Raw genomic sequence first — 19,911 nt, forward strand, 5'->3', positions numbered from 1 at the left:
TCAGGCTCCCCGCTCAAAACGCGTGGTGCGCGATTCAATACGGCGCAGCACCGCCTGACTGAACAGCGTGATAATCAGATAGATGGCCGCGGCCACCAGATACCAGGTAAAGGGCTCCTGCGTACGGGTAGCGATGCTTTTGGTTTGCAACATCAGATCGTTAACGCTAATCAGCGACACCAGCGCGGTATCCTTCAGCAGCACCAGCCACTGGTTACCCAGGCCGGGTAATGCGTGACGCCACATCTGCGGCATGATCAGGCGGAAGAAAATCGCTGACTTCTTCATCCCCAGCGCCTGACCGGATTCCCACTGACCCACTGGCACCGCTTTTAACGCGCCGCGCAGGGTTTGTGATGCGTAAGCCGAGTAAAGCATCGCCAGCGCAATCACGCCGCACAGGAATGGGCTGACATCGAAGTTCTCAATCTGTACCTGCACCGGAATGCTGAACAGACCAAGGTTGATATGGAAGCCATCCGACAGTGTCAGCAACAATTGCGAGGCACCGAAGTAGATAAACAGCACCACGAGGATTTCCGGCAGACCGCGAATCAGCGTCACCAAACCGGTGCCAACCCAGGCCAACGGCTGCCAGCGCACCGATTCCCAGCCAGCAAAAATCATCGCCAGCACAAGGCCGGCGATCAATGCACAAACGGCAAGGCCGACGGTCATACCGGCGGCGCTTGCGAGTGGAATCATTTCATTCATCAGAAATTACTGCTGAAACCATTTGTTGTAGATGGTTTTGTAAGTACCGTCGGCTTTGACTTTATCCAGCGCGGCGTTGAATTTTTCCTGCAACTCGGTGTTACCCATGCGCACCGCGATGCCAAGACCGGTGCCGAAGTAGGCTTTGTCGGTCACTTTATCACCCAGCGCGGCCAGGTTCGGGTTTTGCTTCAGCCACTCGTTGACCACCGCAGTGTCACCGAAGACGGCATCGATGCGGCCATTTTTCAGGTCGAGGATGGCGTTCTGGTAGCTGTCATACGGCACCACGGTGATGTCGCTGTGCTTATCAGACAGGTATTTCTGATGGGTAGTGCCGTTCTGCACGCCGACACGCTTGCCTTTCAGCGCCGCGACATCCGCCACTTTGCCTTTCTGCGCGATAAACAGCGCCGAGTTGTCGTAGTAAGGTTTGGTGAACAGCACCTGCTTTTCACGCTCTGGCGTGATGTCCATACCAGCCATCACCGCGTCGAAACGGCGGAATTTCAGGCTCGGGATCAGGCTGTCAAAGGCCTGATTGGTGAAGGTACAGGTGGCATCAATCTCTTTACACAAGGCATTGGCCAAATCGACATCAAAGCCCTGAATTTTATTGTCAGAATCGACGAATTCAAACGGAGGATAAGAGGCCTCGGTCGCGAAACGCAGGGTCTGCGCAGCGGAAGCGCTCAGACTCAAACCAGCAAGCAGTGCAGCAAGTACGACTTTTTTCATTAGAGACATCCTGACTTAGTGCGAAAGATAGTGAGCAAACGCGTCGGTTTGCGGCTGTGTAAAGTGGCTGGCGTCGCCCTGTTCCACAATGTGGCCATTTTCCATGTACACCACACGGCTGGCGGTCTTACGTGCGACTTCCACTTCATGGGTGACGATCACCTGGGTAATCCTGGTCTGCGCCAGCTCATTGATAATGCTGACGATCTGCGCGGTGATTTCCGGGTCGAGTGCGGCGGTCGGCTCATCGAACAATAGCACCTGGGGTTCCATCATCAGGGCGCGTGCAATCGCCACGCGTTGTTGCTGGCCACCGGAAAGGTGCAAGGGAAAACGCTCGGCATAAGGGGTCAGACGCAGACGATCCAGCAGTTTTTCGGCGCGCGCACGGGCCTGATCCTTGCTTAAACCCAGCACGCGGCAGGGCGCTTCGATCAGGTTTTGCAGCACCGTCAGATGCGGCCACAAGTTGTATTGTTGGAACACCATACCCACGTTCTGACGCAATTCTCGAATCGCGCTGTCAGACGGAGTCTTACTGAAGTCGAAATGATTGCCGGCGATCTGCAAACTGCCAGAACGCGGCTGCTCCAGCAGATTCAGCACGCGCAGGAGTGAACTTTTCCCCGCGCCGCTCGGACCGAGCAACACCAGCGTCTCGCCCTGTGGGCAGGCCAGGTTGATATCGAACAGCGCCTGGTGGGCACCGTAAAAACAGTTAATGCCGGTTAGTTGAATACTCATGCGCAATAAATGAATAGCAATTGATGCCGCGAATCTTAACGTCACCAGAATAGTTATGCAATTGAGGTGGGTTAAAATTTATTAAACAGCAGTTAAAGGTAAAAAGCGTAGCACAATATCTCGACATCGCGGTGTGGCAGACAAAAAGCGCGATAAATCGCGCCGCTACGCTCAGGGTGGATATGGTCGCGGCGTGATTCAGGTGATTAACGCTCCTCCAGCAACTGGCTCAGCGAGCCACCACCCGGATGCGGCCAGTTGCCAACGTAACGCACATCATCCACTACCCAACAGCTGCCTTCGTGGATCATCAGTACTTCGTCCTGCCACTTCTTATCGCCTCGCGTCAGGTCAACACGCAGCGGGATATTGCGGGCATCCCGGTTGGGGATGGAGGAGGCGCTGGCTACCTCAGCAGAGGTGGGGCCTTGCGCCAGGCTGGAGAACAGGTCACCACTGCGCCAGTCGGCAGGTTTATTGCTCAACCCGTTTGACTGCACCAGCTTCTGATACAACCGGTCGCTCAGGTAGGGACGATATTTCGCCAGCAGCGCATTATCTGGCAGGCCCTGGGTGGGTTGGCTGACGCGTAAATCGTAGAATTGCTGCGCCACGCTATCCGGGCCGCCTTCGACACACGACGCCATACGTGGACCATTATCCTTTATCACGGGCTCAACGGTGGTACAGGCGCTGAGCAGCACCGCTACGGGAACAACTAGCGCAAAAGCATTGTTTCTCATCTCGATTTCCTTATTGTTCACTGGCAAAGCGGCATAATTAGCATAAAGTATAGCGTTGGTTTCGGTGCCAGACGGGGGAGAGGATGTTGATGTGGCTGATGCGTGGTGGGTTGCTGCTGGCGATGCTGATCCTGAGCGGGTGTCAGTCGGCGATTGAAGCACGCCACGGCTATTGGGTCGATACCTCCCACCCGGCGCAAGGCGCGCGGCCACGCATTAAGGTGGTGGTGATCCACTACACCGCCGAAGATCTTCCTTCCTCGCTGGCGACCTTGACCGATCGTGAAGTCAGCGCGCATTACCTGATTCCGGCGCAACCCGAACAGCGCAGAGGAAAAGGGGTGATCTGGCAACTGGTGCCCGAAAGTCAATTGGCCTGGCACGCCGGACCGAGTTTCTGGCGCGGCGCGACGCGTATCAACGACACCTCGATTGGCATTGAACTGGTAAACAGCGGCTATCAACGCACGCTGGTCGGATTGCGTTGGCAGCCGTTCAGCACGGCACAAATCGCGGCGCTGGAAGCCTTAGTCAAAGACATCACCAAGCGTTACGGTATTTCGCCGGAAAATGTGGTGGGGCACAGCGATATCGCGCCGCAGCGCAAACAGGATCCTGGTCCACTGTTTCCGTGGCAGCAACTGGCGCAGCAGGGGATTGGGGCCTGGCCCGATACAGCCACGGTACAGCGTTACCTTGGCGATCAGGCCGCCGATGCGTTGGTTGATCAACAAGCATTATTGGATGTGTTACAGCGCTACGGTTATGACGTCACGTCTGCCACCACGCCTGCGATGCAGCGTAAGGTGATTGCGGCATTTCAGATGCATTTCAGGCCGCGGGATTACCGTGGCCTGGCGGATGCAGAGACGCTGGCAATTGCCCGCGCGTTACTGGCGAAATATGGTGCTGCCTGAGGTTATGCCTGTTGCAGAAAGGCCTGCCAGTGAGAGACCAGTTGTGCCAGATCGTCACGGCTGACATCCAGATGGGTAACAATACGCGTTACCGGGCCGACGCTAATCAACACGTCACGCGCCTTCAGCCACGCTTTTAACCCTTCAACCTGCTGCGGTGGGACCTGTACAAATAACATATTGGTTTGCTGGCTTACCACCGTCACGCCCAGCGCTTGCAACTGCTCGCCCAGCCAGGCCGCGTTGTCATGGTCGTCCTGCAAACGCGCCACGTTATGTTGCAGCGCATACAGGCCTGCGGCCGCCAGAATTCCGGCCTGACGCATCCCGCCGCCGGTCATTTTGCGCCAGCGGCGAGCCTGTTCAATATACGCAGCATCACCACACAGCAGCGATCCCACTGGGGTGCCAAGCCCTTTGGACAGGCAGATGGTCAGGGTGTCGCAGTAACAGGCTATCTTTTCCAGCGTGGTGTTTTGCGCCACCACCGCGTTGAAGATACGCGCGCCGTCAATATGCAACGCCAGCTTATGTTCACGGGTGAATTGCCACGCTTGCTCCAAATACGCGAGTGGTAGCACTTTGCCGTGATGGGTGTTTTCCAGGCTAAGCAGCCGGGTGCGGGCAAAGTGGATATCGTCCGGCTTAATAGCGGCAGCGACATCGGCCAGCGGCAAGGTACCGTCTTCAGCCGCCAGAATCGGTTGAGGCTGAATGCTGCCCAGCACTGCCGCACCACCGGCTTCGTATTTGTAGTTATGCGCCTGCTGTCCAACGATATACTCTTCACCGCGCTGGCAGTGGCTCAATAGCGCCACGAGATTCGCTTGTGTTCCGGTAGGAAAAAATAACGCGGCTTCTTTGCCGCTCAGACGTGCAGCTTCGGCTTCCAGTGCATTGACGGTAGGATCGTCACGATAAACATCATCGCCGGTTTCAGCCGCCATCATGGCGTCCAACATGGCGGAACTCGGGCGGGTTACGGTATCACTGCGTAAATCGATCACGTCGCTCTCCTGAAAGAAAAAGCGGGCTGAGCGCCCGCATACGATTTTTTGGTTTGCTGAAACCGTTTTACCTCAGCCAGTTGGTTTTCGCCAGCTCCACAACTTCATCGCCACGACCATTCAGAATCGCGCGCAGCATATACAAACTGAAGCCTTTGGCCTGTTCCAGTTTGATTTGTGGTGGGATAGCCAACTCTTCTTTGGCGGTAATCACATCCAGCAGCACCGGACCATCATGGGCGAATGCTTCCTCCAGCGCGCTGTCGAGCGCCGAGGCTTGCTCTACCCGAATCCCTTTGATGCCACAGGCGGTGGCGATGGCCGCAAAGTCAGGATTTTCCAGTTCGGTGCCATCGGTGAGATAGCCTCCGGCTTTCATCTCCATCGCCACAAACCCCAGCACGCTATTGTTGAAGATCACCAGCTTTACCGGCAGCTTCAGTTGTGCCACGGAAATAAAATCGCCCATCAGCATGCTGAATCCGCCATCGCCACACAGCGCCACCACCTGACGGTCGCGGTTGAGCGCCTGTGCGCCTAATGCCTGGGGCATTGCGTTAGCCATCGAACCGTGATTAAACGAGCCGAGCAGCCGCCGTTTACCGTTCATTTTCAGATAACGTGCAGCCCAAACCGTGGGGGTGCCGACATCGCAGGTAAAGATGGCATCATCAGCGGCAAAATGGCTGATTTGCTGCGCCAGATATTGAGGATGGATTGCCTGTTTATCATTGGCGGTTGCCAGCTCGTCCAGCCCTTTGCGGGCATCGGCATAGTGTTCCAATGCGTTGTCAAGGTGCTGACGATCGCTTTTGCTGGTGAGCTGTGGCTGCAATGCCAGCAGGGTGGCTTTGATATCGCCCACCAACGCCATATCCACATGGCTATGCGCGCCGAGACTGGCGGGATTGATATCAATCTGAATGATGTTGGCTTCTGCCGGGTAGAAGGGACGGTAGGGGAATTGCGTACCCAGCAGCACCAACGTGTCGGCGTTCATCATGGCGTGAAAACCGGAAGAAAAACCGATCAGACCGGTCATGCCAACATCATAAGGATTGTCGTACTCGATATGTTCTTTGCCACGCATCGCGTGTACCACCGGTGCTTTCAGCGCCTCCGCCAGCTTTACCACTTCAGCATGCGCACCGGCGCAACCGCTGCCGCACAGCAGGGTAATATTTTTTGCGCCATTCAGCGTCAACGCCAGTCGGGCGATTTCACTGGCGGACGGCACCACCTGCGGCAATTGTGGCGGATACCAATCGGCGCGTGCACCTTCTGGGGCTGCTTTCAGTGCCACATCACCGGGTAATACCACCACCGAAACGCCACGATTGAGGATGGCTTTACGCATCGCGATGCCCAGCACCTGCGGCAGCTGCTCCGGGTTGGACACCAGCTCGCAATAGTGGCTGCATTCGCGGAACAACTCCTGGGGGTGGGTTTCCTGAAAATAGCCACTGCCGATTTCACTGGATGGGATGTGCGCGGCAATGGCCAGCACCGGGACATGATTGCGATGGCAATCAAACAGGCCATTGATCAGGTGAAGATTGCCCGGCCCGCAGGAACCGGCACACACCGCCAGTTGCCCACTGATTTGCGCTTCGGCACCGGCGGCAAAAGCAGCGACTTCCTCATGTCGGGTGGGCATCCACTGGATGGTGCCCATGCGGTTGAGGCTGTCATTTAGCCCATTCAATGAATCGCCAGTTACGCCCCAGATGCGTTTCACACCTGCGTTTTCCAAGGTTTTCGCCAGCAGCGCTGCAACAGTTTGCTTCATCAAACACTCCTTTCCGGGAAAATGAGGTCAGTCTGAAGCGTAGACGATGGGATAACCGCGCAGCCGTGAAAAAATGCGCTGCGCGTAATCGGGTCAGGCGGAGAACAGGGCGATCAGAATCGGCGCCAGCAGGCTCATGATAAAGCCGTGCACAATGGCCGCCGGGACAATCTCCATCCCCCCTGCGCGCTGCAAGATGGGGAGGGTGAAATCCATTGAGGTGGCACCGCTCAACCCCAACGCCGTGCAGCGATGGCGTGTGACCAGCAGGGGGATTAGCATGATGGCGAATAATTCGCGTAGCAGGTCATTGAAGAACGCTGCACTGCCCATCACCGGGCCGAAGGCTTCGGTCATCAGAATGCCGGAGAGGGAGTACCAGCCAAATCCGCTCGCCAGTGCCAACCCGGTTTTTAGCGGCAAACCCAGTAACGTAGCAGCCAGAGCACCGCCACACAGGGCGCTGACCAGCGATACCCCCGCCACCAACAGGCCACGGCGATTCAACATAATCTGCCGTAATGTCATGCCGCTGCCGCGCAACTGAATGCCGACCAGGAAAAGCATCAGGATCAACGCGTATTCGCTGGCGGTGGCAGCGTGACGCAGGGGGGACGCATGGGTCAATCCCAGCAGAAATCCCGCGGCAACAGTGGCACACAATTTCACCGATTCCAGCGCCATATGCCAGCGTGAGGGCAATGTTTGCGGGCGATGGTTATGCTGCCACGGATAACGTTTTTCCAGCAGCCACAGCACTCCCAGCGAGCAGGCAAGGATACACAACATGCTGATGAGCGCGGTATGGAAGATCGTCAGCAGATTGCTACCAAGATTGTCGAGAAACGCCAGGCTGATGCCCATAAAAAACAGGATCAGGTAAACAATGTGTCCCAACGAGCGATTGGCGATTTTCAACAGACGTGGGCTTTGCTGTGGCAACAACCAGCCGAGGATCAGTGGCAGCAGGATAATGATCAATCCGGTATACATCATGTGATTCGTCCCTGAAAAAATGAGGCGTCACGCTAACGAAAAATATCTGAAGTGTAAACCTTTCCCCGGTGAGACGGCTTGACCAACGCCACAAGGCAGACCATGCTCAGGCAAAGAACAGGATGGATGCTGCGATGATTCTGGAACATATCGATATATATGGTTTTCGCGGGATAAACCGACTCTCATTGTCGTTGACTGCGACCAATCTGTTGATTGGCGAAAATGCCTGGGGGAAATCGAGTCTGCTGGATGCGTTGACGCTGTTGCTGGCTCCCGCTACCGAATCCTATCTCTTCACCGAAAACGACTTCCACTTCCCGCCAGGCGATCTTGAGGCGCGCACTCACCAGTTACAGCTGGTATTCCGTTTTCGCGGCGAAAACCACGATGAAGAGCCGGTACTGGAGCCGTTTTGGCAACGTGATGGTGACGGACGTTACCTCTGCTTCAGCGCACGCGGTAAGCGGCAGGAGCATCAGGTGAAAACCACCCATCGCTTTATTGATGCGCGCGGCGATGTATTACTGCTGGACGGGACGGCGCAGGCGCTGGTCCACTTAAGAACCTTTTACCCGGTGTTGCGCGTGCGCGATGCCCGCTTTAGCCGTCGGGCGCGTCAGGTGGAGACTGATCCGGTGCAACGTGCCAGTACCCTGAGCGAGCTGGCGCTGGAAGTTGATAAACTGACGCGTGATCTGGTTTCGCGACCACAAATGCTGAGCGATGAACTGCTGCGCCAGGGGCTGCATACGATGCAGCAATTGCTGGAGCATTACTTTTTGGTCCAGCATCCGGGGGGCAACATGGCCAGGGTATCGCCGGAAGCCCGAAACGGGGGAGAGGGTTGGCGTTCTCTGGATAAGCTCAATCATCTGATTGCGGGTACTGAATCGCGCAGCCGCCAGGTCATTCTGTTACGCATGTTTTCGCTGTTGATCCAGGCGCACGGCAACGCTGCGCTACCGGTCGGCGCTCGCCCCATGTTACTGGTTGAGGACCCGGAAACCCGCCTCCATCCCATTATGCTGGCGGTGGCGTGGAACCTGCTGGATCTGATGCCAGTGCAAAAAATCGCTACCACCAATTCAGGTGAATTGTTGTCTCAGGTACCGCTGGAGAGTGTTTGTCGTCTGGTACGTGAACCGACACGGGTTGCGGCCTGGCGCATCGGCCCTGAGGGGCTGAGCGCCGAGGAGAGTCGTCGGATTGGTTTCCATATTCGCGTCAATCGCCCATCGGCCCTGTTTGCGCGCTGCTGGCTGCTGGTGGAGGGAGAGACGGAGGTGTGGATTATTAATGAACTGGCACGCCAGAGCGGTTATCACTTTGCCGCGGAAGGGGTGAAGGTGATTGAGTTTGCCCAGTCCGGCCTGAAACCATTGCTGAAATTTGCCCGCCGTATGGGGATAGCCTGGCATGTGTTGACCGACGGCGATGATGCCGGGAAGAAATATGCGGCTACCACGCGCAGCCAGTTACAAGCGCATGAACATGATGCCGATCACCTGACGATGCTACCGGCGCTGGATATCGAGAACTTCTTTTATAAGCATGGGTTTAGTGACATTTATCATCAGACAGCGCACCTGCCGTTAAACGTACCGATGAACGCCCGGCGTATTATCACTAAAGCGATTCATCATAGTTCTAAGCCGGAGCTGGCGATTGCTGTCGCGATGGCTGCTGCCGAACGTGGACCGGCGTCGATTCCGTCCCTGCTGGATAACTTGTTTTCACGGGTAATTTGGTTGGCACATGGCAAGGCCGATTGATTTCACGGCGAAATCTTGTCGGAAGAGGACGTAAAATTCTCAAAAGAAAAATGCCAGCATCACTGGCTGGCATTTTTTTTCGGGAGTGGTCAGAATGGATGAAGTGGCGCAGGTTTATACCGGCACCGATGTCTCCACCGGCACAATCAGGCTGGCGTGATTGCCTTTTGGCCCTTCATGGACATCAAACTGAACCTGCTGGCCGGCTTTCAGCGTTCTGTATCCCTCCATCTGGATCGTGGAGTAGTGTGCGAAGATATCGTCGCCGCCGCCAATCGGACAGATAAAGCCGAAGCCTTTGGCGTTGTTGAACCATTTAACAGTACCCGTCTCCATGCTTTTACTTCCCTCGCAAGACATTTTGATAAGTAGGTGAGGTCATTGAAGCTGTGAGTCGAGCTTGTTCAAAACTCACTCAGCTTGTGTAAGTAGAATGTAGAGAAACGGTCCTTATCGTCAAGCAAACGACCCGGGCGCGCAGGGGGAAATTCATCAAAATTTGAGGCAGTTAACGCTATTGCAAATTTTGTGATACAGGTCGCGCATGTGCTTTCAGGGCCCTTTTTTAGTAATGGGAAAATGGCTTGACAGACATGTTAAACTTTAGGTGTGAGCGCAGAAATGCGCACAACCGTAACGCAGAATTTCGACGGAACATTATGGCAAACACAAACGACTGGCTTAATTTTGAACATCTGGCCGAAGACAAAGTACGCGAAGGGTTAAAGCCGCCTTCAATGTATAAAGTCATTCTGAATAATGACGATTATACACCTATGGAATTTGTTATTGACGTTCTGCAAAAGTTCTTTTCTTATGATGTTGAACGTGCAACGCAGCTGATGTTGAAAGTTCACTACCAGGGAAAGGCGATCTGTGGTGTATTTACTGCGGAAGTGGCGGAAACCAAAGTTGCCCAGGTGAACAATTACGCACGAGATAATGAACATCCGTTGCTGTGTACGCTGGAAAAAGCCTGAAACCGTCTCCATATAGGGGAAAGGTCGTCAGAGCGATAATTGGGGGAGGTGCCTAATGCTCAATCAAGAACTGGAACTCAGTTTAAACATGGCTTTCGCCAGAGCGCGTGAGCACCGTCATGAGTTTATGACCGTCGAGCATCTGTTGCTGGCTCTGCTCAGCAACCCGTCGGCCAGAGAGGCACTGGAAGCCTGTACGGTGGATATCGTGGCTCTGCGACAGGAACTCGAAGCCTTCATCGAACAAACCACACCGGTGTTGCCTGCCAGTGAAGAAGAGCGCGATACGCAACCGACGCTCAGCTTCCAGCGCGTGCTGCAACGTGCGGTTTTCCATGTCCAGTCATCCGGGCGCAGCGAAGTATCGGGTGCCAATGTGCTGGTCGCCATTTTCAGCGAGCAGGAGTCGCAAGCGGCTTATCTGCTGCGTAAACACGAAGTGAGCCGCCTCGATGTGGTGAACTTTATCTCCCACGGTACGCGTAAAGACGAGCCTGGCCAGGCACAGAATGCGGAAAATCCGGTTAACGAAGAGCAAGCAGGCGGGGAGGAACGTATGGAAAACTTCACCACCAATCTTAATCAGCTTGCTCGAGTCGGTGGGATAGACCCGCTGATCGGCCGCGAGAAAGAGCTGGAACGGGCTATTCAGGTATTGTGCCGTCGCCGTAAAAACAACCCGCTGCTGGTGGGGGAATCCGGTGTCGGTAAAACCGCGATTGCGGAAGGCCTTGCCTGGCGGATTGTGCAGGGTGATGTGCCGGAAGTGATGAAAGATTGCACCATCTATTCACTGGACATCGGTTCGCTGCTGGCGGGCACCAAGTATCGTGGTGACTTTGAAAAACGTTTCAAAGCGCTGCTGAAGCAGCTGGAGCAGGACAACAGCAGCATTCTGTTCATCGATGAAATCCACACCATCATTGGTGCGGGAGCGGCATCGGGTGGTCAGGTGGATGCAGCGAACCTGATCAAGCCGTTGCTTTCCAGCGGTAAAATTCGCGTGATGGGGTCAACCACCTATCAGGAATTCAGTAACATTTTTGAGAAAGATCGGGCGTTGGCGCGTCGTTTCCAGAAAATCGACATCACTGAACCGTCGGTTGAAGAAACGGTGCAAATCCTTAACGGTCTGAAACCGAAATACGAAGCGCACCACGATGTTCGCTATACCGCCAAAGCGGTCCGTGCGGCGGTGGAGCTGGCGGTGAAATACATCAACGATCGTCATCTGCCTGATAAGGCAATCGACGTGATCGATGAAGCGGGTGCGCGTGCGCGCCTGGTACCAGCCAGCAAACGTAAAAAAACGGTCAATGTCTCGGATATTGAGACGGTGGTTGCGCGTATTGCGCGTATTCCGGAACAAAGCGTCTCGGCAACCGATCGCGATACGCTGAAAAACCTCGGCGATCGTCTGAAAATGCTGGTATTTGGTCAGGATAATGCCATCGAGGCACTGACTGAAGCCATCAAGATGAGCCGTGCGGGTCTTGGCCAGGAACGTAAACCGGTGGGTTCCTTCCTGTTTGCCGGTCCGACCGGGGTAGGTAAAACCGAGGTGACGGTGCAGCTGGCGAAAGCGCTGGGCATTGAGCTGCTGCGTTTCGATATGTCGGAATATATGGAGCGTCATACCGTCAGCCGTCTGATTGGTGCGCCTCCGGGCTATGTCGGTTTTGACCAGGGTGGCTTGCTCACCGATGCGGTGATCAAACATCCACACGCCGTGGTGTTGCTGGATGAAATCGAGAAAGCGCATCCGGATGTGTTCAACCTGTTGTTGCAGGTGATGGACAACGGCATGTTGACGGATAACAACGGTCGCAAAGCCGATTTCCGTAACGTGGTGCTGGTGATGACCACCAACGCCGGGGTTCGTGAAACCGAGCGTAAATCGATTGGTCTGATTCAGCAGGACAACAGCACTGACGCGATGGAAGAGATCAAAAAGATCTTTACGCCGGAGTTCCGTAACCGTCTCGACAACATTATCTGGTTCCGTCACCTGTCGACTGAGGTGATTCATCAGGTGGTGGATAAATTTATTGTTGAGCTTCAGGCTCAGCTGGATGCGAAAGGCGTGTCGCTGGAAGTTAGCGATGATGCGCGTGACTGGCTGGCTGAAAAAGGTTACGACAAAGCAATGGGTGCACGTCCAATGGCGCGTACCGTGCAGGAAAACCTGAAAAAACCGCTCGCCAACGAACTGTTGTTCGGTTCACTGGTAGATGGTGGCTCAGTCTCCGTCGCGCTGGATAAAGAGAAAAACCAGCTGACGTATCACTTCCTGAGTGCGGAAAAACGCAAAACCGAAGGTACCGTGCATTAATTAAAAGCCTTACAGGTCAAAAGCCCCTCTGGTGCATTGCATCAGGGGGGCTTTTTTATATGCCTGCATTGACTCGTAGTGGCGCGATTTATCGCGCAAATCAGTGCCGGTTGTCGATAAAACCCGCGCGATAAATCGCGCCGCTACGGATTGCGCATGAAAAAGGCCGGATGGAAATCCGGCCTTTTTTCGCGTGCAGAAAACGCGTGACGTGAACAACAAATCAGCGACTACGGAAGACAATGCGGCCTTTGCTCAGGTCGTACGGGGTCAACTCGACAGTCACTTTGTCGCCCGTCAGGATGCGGATGTAGTTTTTGCGCATTTTACCGGAGATATGAGCGGTAACCACGTGCCCGTTTTCAAGCTCTACGCGGAACATGGTGTTAGGTAACGTATCCAGTACGGTACCTTGCATTTCAATATTGTCTTCTTTGGCCATCGAATCCTCTGGGTGAACTACCAAACTGTTGAACCGGCAAGATAATGCCGAATTCCATGATTTATGTAAAGAAACGTTGGTGATTTTGCCAACACTTCGCCGTGCGTCGCGCCAATTGCGCGTGCATTACGGATAAATTCGGGTGTTTTTGACGTCTGCGGGGGATTAGCGGGCTAAGAATCTGTAGCAATTGGCCTCTGATGCGCAACTGAAACAGCTTCGGGAAAACAGTCACTTTCCCAGCCTGGCAATTCCGGCTCGCCACAGCGAAGCGCGGACGACATACCAAACTCGACTATTATATCACTTTCACTGCGTATTGTGTGCAAAACATCTGCGCCAGCGCTCAAAAAAGGGTTTGTGTTTGCCAGCAACCCGCTAAAACAGGCTGCCATGCCAGGGTTTGTACATACTGCAAATAATCCACGCGCGGAATCTCTACGGCACCTAGCGAGGCGGTATGGGGATTCAGTACCTGGCAATCAATCAGTCGGCCATGATGTTGCAGAAAATGTTGACTGAAAACCCACAACGCGGTTTTGGAGGCATTTTCCTGACGACTGAACATCGACTCGCCGCAAAAAATCTGTCCCAGTGCCAGCCCGTACAACCCCCCGACCAGACGTTGTTCATGCCACACTTCAACCGAATGCGCATGGCCCAGTTCATACAACCGTAGCCAGGCGCGTTTGACCTCGAAGGTGATCCAGGTGCCTTCCTGACGATTACTGGCGCAGCCTTCCAGTACCTGCGCGAACGCCTGGTTCATGGTGACCCGATAGGGGGATTGACGGTGAAAACGCGCCATACTGCGGCTGAGGTGGAATGATTCCGGCAACATCACCGCGCGCGGATCGGGCGACCACCAGAGAATCGGGTCGCCGGGCGAAAACCACGGAAAAATACCACGCTGGTACGCATTCATCAGACGAGCAGGGGAGAGATCCCCCCCCATCGCCAGCAAGCCATTTGGCTCGCGTAGCGCCATTTCCGGAGGCGGGAAATGCAGCGAATCGCGTGACAGTTGGACCAATCTCATTGCGTTAATCACCCTTACGGCAGTTCGCTAAGACTATAGCGCAAACCGTTGATGGAAACGCCAGTAGCGTCCTGCTTTTGAGATTAATTCGTCATGGGTACCCGATTCAATGATTTGTCCCTGGTCCATCACACAAATACGATCCATGTGCGTCAGGCCGCTAAGACGATGCGTCACCATAATCAGGGTTTTGCCGTGGCTGACCTGCTGCAATAGCGTCAGGATTTGTTGCTCAGTGGTAGCATCCAGACCTTCGGTTGGTTCATCCAGCAACCATAAATCGCCACCATGCAGCACCGCGCGCGCAATCGCCAGACGACGCAGTTCGCCACCGGAAAGAGGGCGGCCACCTTCCCCCATCCAGGCATTCAGACCTTCGCTGTGATCCGCCAGATGGCCGAGGCCGACCTGATGCAGGGCTTCGATGAGTTGTTCATCGCTTGCCGTCGGTGCTGCCAACAACAAATTGTCACGCAGGGTCTGGCTAAACAGATGCACCCGTTGTGTTACCACGCTAATGCGCTGACGCAACGAGGCTTCATCCCAGTTGGCGAGAGGCTGGTCGTTCAGCGTGATGCTGCCCTGTTGCGCTTCCCAACCTCGGGTAATCAATGCCAGCAGGCTGGATTTGCCACATCCGGTTGGCCCAAGCAGCGCCAGATGTTCGCCTGGCTGCAAATGCAGGGAAAAATGATTCAAAACCGCTTCAGGGCGTTGTGGATAGCTGAACTGAATATTATCCAGCGCCAGGCTAATGCCGGGTGTGGAGTGGATTTTGGCGCTCGGGAAACGAATGGCCGGAGGCTGATCGATAATCTCCTGTACCCGCTGCGCCGCGCTGGTGACCTGCGCCAGAGGCAGGAACGCACCTGCGACCGGTGCCAGTGCTTCAAAGGCCGCCAATCCGCAGAAGACGAACAACGCAATCAACGCGCCAGGCGCGCTATCGTAACCGACGCCTGCCGCAGAGATCCACAGCAACAGCGTGACCGTCACACCGGTGATAAGTAGCAACAAACTTTGCGCCAGCGCCTGTAAACGGTGTTGTTTACGTTGTGCCTGCTGCCAGTCGGTTTCTTCCTGATCCAGTTGCGCGCGCCAGCGTACGGCCGTGCCATAAATTTGCAACTCGGCTAAACCAGTGAGCCACAGCGTCAGCTGTAACCGCCAGTTGGCCTGATGGCGTGCAATACGCTGACCTGCCGCTGCGCCAACGCGCCAAAACAGCGGTGGCATCAGCAACAAGGTTGCTAACATGATGCCGCCCAGCAGCAGCGCCAGTGGCACATCCAGCCAGGATAATCCCAGCGTCACGGCGAGAATCACCGCCGCCGCGCCAATCAGCGGGGAGATCACACGCAGATAAAGGTGGTCTAGCGTATCGACATCGCTGACAAAGCGGTTCAGCAAATCACCCTGACGGAACTGCGCCAGTTGTTGCGGTGCCAGCGCAATTAATTTACTGAAAGTAAAGACACGCAAATGCTGCAATACGCGGAAGGTCGCGTCGTGGCTGACCAGACGCTCAAAATAGCGGGCGGCAGTACGAATAATGGCTGCACCACGCACGCCAGCGGCGGGCAACATGTAGTTGAAACTGTACAAACCGGCAACGCCGGCCACCGAAGAGGCGGCGAGGAACCAGCCGGAGAGCGTCAGCAGGCCGATGCTGGCTAACAGCGTGGCGATGGCCAGCACGATCCCCAGACCAAGACGCCACGGATGGCGTCGCCACAGACGTAAAAAAGGCATCAGGCTATGCATCAGGCAATCTCCCTCTGGCGATGTTGCACCATCTCACGCAACGGACCTTCCTGCTGATGCAACTGCTGCCAGTCACCCTGTTGCACCAGTTGGCCGTTTTGCATCACCCAGATCTCATCCCAACTGGCAAGATCGCTGAGTTGGTGCGTAATCATCAGGGTGGTTTGCCGCGTAGCGGCCTGTTTCAGGGCGCTCATCACGCGCTGCTCGCTTTGGCTATCCAGGCCAGAACCGGGTTCATCGAGCAGCAGCAGTTGTGCCGGTTTCAGCAGGGCACGCGCAACGGCAATGCGCTGTGCCTGGCCGACGGATAAGCCGGTTGCGCCATCGCCGAGCGTTGTATCCAGCCCCTGAGGTAAACGCGGCAGAAATTCAGTGACCCCGGCTTGATTGAGGGCGTTTTCCAGTTCAGCCTCACTCACGGTACGTCCCATCAGCACATTGTCGCGCAAGGTGGCAGCCGGAAGGTGCGGGTTTTGGCCGACCCAGGCGAGATGGTGTTGCCAGTCTGAACGTGGCATATCACGCAACTCGTGACCATTAATTTTCAGGGAGCCATGATAGGGGAGAAAGCCGAGCAGGACATTCATCAGCGCGGTTTTACCGGCACCGCTTTGCCCTACCAGCGCGACCCGTTTACCTGCGCTCAGGTTAAAGCTCAACGGCTGGGACAGTGACTCTCCTTTGGCCGTCATTACCACCAGATCCTGGGCTGTTAGTTGAAGCGGGGCGGAGAAGGTGAACGGCTCGCCTGATTCGTCAGATTGCACTTCCGGGCTTTCTTGCAGGAAACGATCCAGTGCATCGGCACCGCCCACCGCCTGGGCTTTAGCATGATAAAAAGTGCCTAAATCGCGTAGCGGCTGGAAGAATTCGGGCGCGAGGATTAAGGCCAGGAAACCGGCAAACAGCGTGACGCCGCCGTGGTAATGACCAAAATTCAGCTCGCCAAGATAGGAAAAGCCGAAGTACACCGCGACCACGGCAATCGCCAGGGAGGCAAAAAACTCCAGCACCGCCGAAGAGAGGAAGGCCAGACGCAGAACTTCCATGGTGCGCTGACGAAAATCGGTGGTGCTGCGGGTGATGGCCTGTTGTTCTGCACTGGCGCGATCAAACAGGCGCAATGTTTCACGGCCACGCAGACGATCGTAGAAATCACCGCTCAGACGCGCCAGCGCAAGGAAATTGCGGCGGTTGGCATCGGCCGCGCCCATACCGACCATTGCCATAAACAGCGGAATCAAGGGTGCTGTAACCAGTAAAATCAGGCCAGCTGCCCAGTTAATCGGGAAGATCGCCACCAGAATGGCGCAGGGAATAAACACCGCCAGCGACATCTGTGGCAGATAGCGCGCGTAATATTCCTGCATCTCCTCAATTTGCTCCAGCAGCAGGGTGGCCCAGCTACCGGCGGGCTTGCCCTGAATCCATGCCGGACCCAACGTATTCAGACGGTCCAGAACCTGCTGACGCAAGGCGCGGCGAATCGCCATTCCGGCGCGCTGGCCTGCCATTTCGCGACCATAATTCAGCGCGGCACGCAGCACAAAACACAGCAGCAACAGGGCAAACTGGCTCAACAGTTCCGTGCGAGGTTGATGGGCGATAATCAGAGCTTGAAGTAGCGTGGCGAGCAGCCAGGCTTGGGCGATAATCACCAGGGCGCTGGCAAATCCCAATAGAGAAACCAGACGCAAACTACGCGCACCGTGATGACGTTGCTGGCGGAGCCAGCGGAGAAGTTCCTGTTGTCGCGATTTGTTCATACGAAGCCGTTCAATTACTCAGAAGAGAAGTCGTTGCGAAGCAAAAACCCCAACAACGTCAGGCGCATGAACTGTAGCACGCAGGTAATAAAAAAGGCGACCAAAACAGGTCGCCTTCAGCAAATATGATCAGGTTATTAACAAGTTACTTATCGTTTTTAACCAAACCATCCAGGTAACGCTCTGCATCCAGCGCCGCCATACAGCCGGTGCCTGCTGAGGTGATTGCCTGGCGATAGATATGGTCCATCACATCGCCCGCGGCAAACACGCCAGGGATGCTGGTCTGGGTCGCATTGCCATGCAGACCAGACTGAACTTTGATGTAACCATTCTCCAGGGCTAACTGGCCTTCAAAGATGGCGGTGTTGGGGCTGTGGCCGATAGCGACAAACAGGCCGGCCACTTCCAGTGATTCAGCCGCGTCACCTTTGGTCGACAACAGTTTCAGACCGGTTACGCCCATCTGATCTCCCACGACTTCGTCCAGCGTACGGTCGGTATGCAACACGATATTGCCGTTGCGTACCTTTTCCATCAGGCGGTCGATAAGGATTTTTTCGGCACGGAAGCTATCACGACGGTGAATCAGATGCACCTCAGCGGCGATATTCGCCAGGTACAGCGCTTCTTCCACGGCGGTGTTGCCGCCACCGATGACCGCGACTTTCTGATTGCGATAGAAAAAACCGTCGCAGGTTGCACAGGCCGATACGCCTTTACCTTTAAACGCTTCTTCTGACGGCAAGCCGAGATAACGGGCGGAAGCACCGGTCGCGATGATCAGCGCATCGGCGGTGTACTCGCCGCTGTCACCGGTCAGGCGGAAAGGACGGTTCTGCAAATCGACCGTGTGAATATGGTCGAAAATGATTTCGGTATTAAACTTTTCGGCATGTTCGTGCATGCGTTCCATCAGCGATGGACCTGTCAGATCGTGCGGGTCGCCTGGCCAGTTCTCCACTTCGGTGGTGGTGGTGAGCTGACCGCCTTTTTCCAGACCGGTAATCAATACCGGATTCAGGTTGGCGCGCGCGGCATAGACTGCAGCGGTGTAACCGGCAGGGCCGGAGCCCAGAATGAGCAGCTTACTGTGTTTGGCCGTACTCATGTGTTCCTCAGTTTTTTGTCTGACAACATAGCTAGCGATTGTAGGGAAATTGCCGCCGCAAAAAAAGTCTTCAGCAATTTTGTTAACAATCGCTGCGAGCGGCGTAGACGATGAGAAGGAATTCTGCACGCGGATTGCGCCAAAAGGGGGCAATGCTCGGTAATTAGTGGTGCAGCTGTATAAAAAATCTCATTAGAAAACAGGAACCCAGCACTCTGTCTGGCATCTTGTACTGAATTTGGATGTTTTACTTTGACAATCGCCTGCGCATTTGCGAAAACATTGTCAGAAGCAAAGAAGATTTAGCGATACAAAACAGAATTTCATACCTGTTTTGGTTTGTTTCGCCAGATTTAAACAGTCTGACATTGGTAATGACGCATGATGTGGACAGACAACATGCGTCATACGGATGGTCGCATTACTGCACAGGCTTATCGTCTTCACTTCGAGTAAGGCCCTGAGCAATGAATGTTTTCAGGGTGTGGCAGGTTAAGGGAAGGAATTAAGAGAGACAATAATAATGGTAGACAATAAGAAGCGCCCCGGAAAAGATCTGGATCGTATCGACAGAAACATTCTGAATGAATTGCAGAAAGACGGTCGTATTTCCAATGTCGAGCTTTCGAAACGTGTTGGATTATCACCGACGCCGTGTCTTGAGCGTGTTCGTCGCCTGGAACGTCAGGGTTTCATTCTTGGCTATACCGCACAGCTCAACCCGCACTATCTCGATGCTTCGCTGCTGGTATTTGTTGAGATTACTCTGAATCGTGGCGCGCCAGATGTGTTTGAGCAATTTAACGCCGCCGTGCAAAAACTTGAGGAAACTCAAGAGTGTCACCTCGTTTCCGGTGACTTTGACTATCTGCTGAAAACCCGTGTGCCGGATATGTCAGCATATCGCAAGCTGTTGGGTGAGACCTTGCTACGCCTGCCGGGCGTAAACGACACCCGCACCTATGTGGTAATGGAAGAGGTCAAACAGAGCAATCGCCTGGTGATCAAAACCCGTTAACGCAGGGCAGGTGCAAAGCGTGCAGGATTTCGG

18 protein-coding genes are annotated in these 19,911 nt (G+C 54.9%); 5 read left to right on the forward strand and 13 right to left on the reverse strand.

Annotation, left to right across the window (positions count from 1 at the left end; all coding sequences use genetic code 11):
• From artQ to CTZ24_RS06670, 4 genes are all read right to left on the reverse strand, one after another.
• A complete protein-coding gene (artQ, locus tag CTZ24_RS06655) occupies positions 1-714 on the reverse strand; it encodes an arginine ABC transporter permease ArtQ (RefSeq protein ID WP_208725112.1) in 714 nt (237 codons plus the stop codon).
• 6 nt (positions 715-720) lie between these two features.
• On the reverse strand, positions 721-1,452 hold the full coding sequence (gene artJ, locus CTZ24_RS06660) for an arginine ABC transporter substrate-binding protein (RefSeq protein ID WP_021182578.1): 732 nt from the start codon (positions 1,450-1,452) through the stop codon (positions 721-723).
• A gap of 15 nt (positions 1,453-1,467) precedes the next feature.
• The gene (artP, locus tag CTZ24_RS06665; protein WP_208725113.1) at positions 1,468-2,196 is read right to left on the reverse strand and encodes an arginine ABC transporter ATP-binding protein ArtP; all 729 of its coding nucleotides are present in this window, start codon (positions 2,194-2,196) and stop codon (positions 1,468-1,470) included.
• Between the two features lie 206 nt (positions 2,197-2,402).
• Positions 2,403-2,939 carry a lipoprotein gene (locus CTZ24_RS06670; RefSeq protein WP_036624578.1) on the reverse strand — a complete coding sequence of 179 codons (537 nt, stop codon included), beginning with the start codon at positions 2,937-2,939 and terminating at the stop codon, positions 2,403-2,405.
• A gap of 83 nt (positions 2,940-3,022) precedes the next feature.
• On the opposite strand from CTZ24_RS06670, the gene CTZ24_RS06675 reads away from it, so the two are divergent.
• Entirely contained in the window at positions 3,023-3,856 is an 834-nt protein-coding gene (locus CTZ24_RS06675; RefSeq protein WP_437180273.1) for an N-acetylmuramoyl-L-alanine amidase, read from the forward strand.
• Between the two features lie 2 nt (positions 3,857-3,858).
• On the opposite strand, the gene ltaE is transcribed toward CTZ24_RS06675, so the two are convergent.
• From ltaE to CTZ24_RS06690, 3 genes are all read right to left on the reverse strand, one after another.
• Positions 3,859-4,863, reverse strand: a complete 1,005-nt coding sequence (ltaE, locus tag CTZ24_RS06680) for a low-specificity L-threonine aldolase (protein ID WP_208725114.1) — start codon at positions 4,861-4,863, stop codon at positions 3,859-3,861.
• 67 nt (positions 4,864-4,930) lie between these two features.
• Positions 4,931-6,652 carry a ubiquinone-dependent pyruvate dehydrogenase gene (gene poxB / locus CTZ24_RS06685; protein ID WP_208725115.1) on the reverse strand — a complete coding sequence of 574 codons (1,722 nt, stop codon included), beginning with the start codon at positions 6,650-6,652 and terminating at the stop codon, positions 4,931-4,933.
• A 93-nt stretch (positions 6,653-6,745) separates the two neighbouring features.
• Positions 6,746-7,645: a LysO family transporter gene (locus CTZ24_RS06690; protein WP_208725508.1), complete on the reverse strand. Its 900-nt coding sequence runs from the start codon at positions 7,643-7,645 to the stop codon at positions 6,746-6,748.
• A gap of 137 nt (positions 7,646-7,782) precedes the next feature.
• Here CTZ24_RS06690 and CTZ24_RS06695 point away from each other — a divergent pair, with 137 nt between their 5' ends.
• Entirely contained in the window at positions 7,783-9,423 is a 1,641-nt protein-coding gene (locus CTZ24_RS06695; RefSeq protein WP_208725116.1) for an ATP-dependent nuclease, read from the forward strand.
• A 114-nt stretch (positions 9,424-9,537) separates the two neighbouring features.
• Here the strand turns inward: CTZ24_RS06695 and cspD are convergent, their stop codons facing one another.
• A complete protein-coding gene (gene cspD, locus CTZ24_RS06700; RefSeq protein ID WP_013508492.1) occupies positions 9,538-9,759 on the reverse strand; it encodes a cold shock-like protein CspD in 222 nt (73 codons plus the stop codon).
• A 323-nt stretch (positions 9,760-10,082) separates the two neighbouring features.
• Between cspD and clpS the strand changes: the two genes are divergently transcribed.
• Together clpS and clpA are read left to right on the forward strand one after the other, a co-directional pair.
• Positions 10,083-10,403 carry an ATP-dependent Clp protease adapter ClpS gene (gene clpS / locus CTZ24_RS06705; RefSeq protein WP_021182586.1) on the forward strand — a complete coding sequence of 107 codons (321 nt, stop codon included), beginning with the start codon at positions 10,083-10,085 and terminating at the stop codon, positions 10,401-10,403.
• A 55-nt stretch (positions 10,404-10,458) separates the two neighbouring features.
• Positions 10,459-12,735, forward strand: a complete 2,277-nt coding sequence (gene clpA, locus CTZ24_RS06710) for an ATP-dependent Clp protease ATP-binding subunit ClpA (protein ID WP_021182587.1) — start codon at positions 10,459-10,461, stop codon at positions 12,733-12,735.
• 223 nt (positions 12,736-12,958) lie between these two features.
• Here clpA and infA read toward each other — a convergent pair whose 3' ends face one another.
• The 5 genes from infA to trxB form a co-directional block, all read right to left on the reverse strand.
• Positions 12,959-13,177, reverse strand: coding sequence for a translation initiation factor IF-1 (gene infA / locus CTZ24_RS06715; protein WP_002211347.1), 219 nt, complete (start codon positions 13,175-13,177; stop codon positions 12,959-12,961).
• A gap of 346 nt (positions 13,178-13,523) precedes the next feature.
• Positions 13,524-14,216 (reverse strand): leucyl/phenylalanyl-tRNA--protein transferase, encoded by a 693-nt coding sequence (gene aat, locus CTZ24_RS06720; protein ID WP_021182588.1) that lies wholly within the window; start codon positions 14,214-14,216, stop codon positions 13,524-13,526.
• 33 nt (positions 14,217-14,249) lie between these two features.
• Positions 14,250-15,980: a heme ABC transporter ATP-binding protein/permease CydC gene (gene cydC / locus CTZ24_RS06725; RefSeq protein WP_208725117.1), complete on the reverse strand. Its 1,731-nt coding sequence runs from the start codon at positions 15,978-15,980 to the stop codon at positions 14,250-14,252.
• Positions 15,980-17,749 (reverse strand): heme ABC transporter permease/ATP-binding protein CydD, encoded by a 1,770-nt coding sequence (gene cydD, locus CTZ24_RS06730; protein WP_208725118.1) that lies wholly within the window; start codon positions 17,747-17,749, stop codon positions 15,980-15,982. The genes cydC and cydD overlap by 1 nt, the downstream gene beginning before the upstream one ends.
• Before the next feature lie 145 nt (positions 17,750-17,894).
• Positions 17,895-18,860: a thioredoxin-disulfide reductase gene (gene trxB / locus CTZ24_RS06735; protein WP_021182591.1), complete on the reverse strand. Its 966-nt coding sequence runs from the start codon at positions 18,858-18,860 to the stop codon at positions 17,895-17,897.
• Between the two features lie 523 nt (positions 18,861-19,383).
• On the opposite strand from trxB, the gene lrp reads away from it, so the two are divergent.
• Positions 19,384-19,878 (forward strand): leucine-responsive transcriptional regulator Lrp, encoded by a 495-nt coding sequence (gene lrp, locus CTZ24_RS06740; protein ID WP_006118610.1) that lies wholly within the window; start codon positions 19,384-19,386, stop codon positions 19,876-19,878.
• Positions 19,879-19,911 lie beyond the last annotated feature (33 nt).

The sequence above is a fragment of the Pantoea phytobeneficialis genome, assembly GCF_009728735.1.
Classification (GTDB): domain Bacteria; phylum Pseudomonadota; class Gammaproteobacteria; order Enterobacterales; family Enterobacteriaceae; genus Pantoea; species Pantoea phytobeneficialis.